A 1,992-nucleotide genomic window follows, 5' to 3' on the forward strand; every position below is an offset into this window, starting at 1 on the left:
GCACTCACCCCCCACATCCACCACGCCCGCACCCTCTACGCCCACCACACCGGAGCCCACCTCCTCCTCATCAACCAACCCACCACACCCACCCCCAACCCCACACCCGACACCGCCCACCTCACCCTCACCAACCAACCCACCCTCGCCCGCACCGCCCACCGCATCCTCCTCTTCCACCACGGACACCCCACCGAAACCGGCACCCACCACCAACTCCTCATCCGCGGCGGCGCCTACGCACGCCTCTACGCCCACCAAACCAACCGGAACACCACCCCCACCACGCCCTAAGATGGGCACCGTGCCGCCCATCACCAAGGAACTCACCGTCGGACAGGTCGCCGAACGCGCCGGGGTCGCCGTCTCCGCCCTGCACTTCTACGAGCGCCAAGGCCTCATCCACAGCCGCCGCACCACCGGCAACCAACGCCGCTACCGCCGCGACACCCTGCGCCGCGTCTCCTTCATCCGCATCTCCCAGCGCGTCGGCATCCCCCTCGCCCGCATCCGCGAGGCTCTCGACCAACTCCCCGAGAACCGCACCCCCACCCGCAACGACTGGGCCAACGTCTCCGCCCAATGGCGCGACGAACTCGACGCACGCATCTCCCAGCTCATCCGCCTCCGCGACGACCTCACCGGATGCATCGGCTGCGGATGCCTGTCCCTGGACACCTGCGTGCTCTCCAACCCCGAAGACGAACTCGCCACCGCCGGCCCCGGCCCCCGCCGCCTCCTCGTCGACACCTTCAAAGACGAAGACCACGACTAAACAGCCCCTCCCCCGCACGGGGGAGCCACACCCCACCCCAGAGGGAAGCCCCGCCCGGCCGGCCACCCCCACGCTGGGACCATGCCCACCACCACCGCAGCACCCAGCACCGCCACGCCCCACACCCTGGCCCGCCTCACCCTGACCTGGGCCGCCCTCTACACCGCCCTACGCCTGTACTGGACCCTCACCGACACCCGCCCCCACCTGCCACCCATGGGCGACGACCTCCTCATCGCCTCCGACTGGGGCATCATCACCCTGGGCGCCGCCACCCTCCTGCTCACCCCAGCCCTAGCCCGCACCCACCCCCCACGCACACCCCGCCTCCTGCTGGCCACCGCGGCCACCACCGCCACCCTGACCACCGCCACCGCCGTCCTCCTCCTCCTGGACGTCGTCGGACTCCTCCTCCTGGGCACCTCCGGCATCCCCCTGCACCCCCTGGCCATCACCACCCGCCTAGGCGCCCTCACCCTGGCCCTCCTCCTGGCCGCTACCACCCGCGCCGCCCACCACCGCTGGATCGCCCTCTGCACCACCTGCGGACGCACCCCCCTCACCCGCCCCGCCCTGGACACCACACCCACCTGGGCCTACGCCGCCGCCTACCTCACCGCCACCGCCTGCCTGACCCGCCTGGCCGCCCAAGCCGCCACCACCGGCACCGACAGCCCCCTCAGCCCCAACGACCCCCTCGGCGCCGCCGCCGTCATGGCCGCACTCGTCCTGCTCCTCAGCGCCGCCGGCATCCTGCTCCCCCTGGCCCTAGTCCACCGCTTCGGACGCACCTGGCCCGCATGGATCCCCCACCTGTCCCACCGCCCCGTCCCCCGCATGCTCGTCCTGGGACCCGCCCTCTTCGCCGCCATCGGCATCAACCTCTACTTCGGCCTCAACCTCGGCGGCCTCCTCCTGCACGGCACCGCCGCCTACGGCCCCGGCTACCCCGACTGGTTCTACTGGGTCAGCGTCGGCGCCTACGTCATCTGGGGAGCCGGACTGGCCCTGACCACCGCCGCCTACGCCCGCCTGACCCGACCCGCCTGCCCCTCCTGCCACCACCGCTAGGAACGCCCGGCAACAGGACCGGGACTGTATAGATAAGGGTGTAACTCCAAGAGGGTAGGAGTGCACCATGAGTGACAAGACGCAGGTCAAGACGGATACTGGCAGGTCGGACGAGGCCCTGGTCGCGGAACTGGTCGCCAAGGCCA

General features: G+C 71.2%; 2 protein-coding genes and 1 pseudogene. All 3 read left to right on the forward strand.

The features are described from left to right. Positions 1–294 (forward strand): annotated as a pseudogene (locus tag ACYVDG_RS32575) (ABC transporter ATP-binding protein); the annotation flags it as partial. 10 nt (positions 295–304) lie between these two features. Next, entirely contained in the window at positions 305–775 is a 471-nt protein-coding gene (gene soxR / locus ACYVDG_RS32580; RefSeq protein WP_460764103.1) for a redox-sensitive transcriptional activator SoxR, read from the forward strand. 81 nt (positions 776–856) lie between these two features. Beyond that, on the forward strand, positions 857–1,846 hold the full coding sequence (locus ACYVDG_RS32585) for a hypothetical protein (RefSeq protein WP_460764109.1): 990 nt from the start codon (positions 857–859) through the stop codon (positions 1,844–1,846). Positions 1,847–1,992 lie beyond the last annotated feature (146 nt).

It is taken from the genome of Nocardiopsis oceani, from assembly GCF_054777395.1.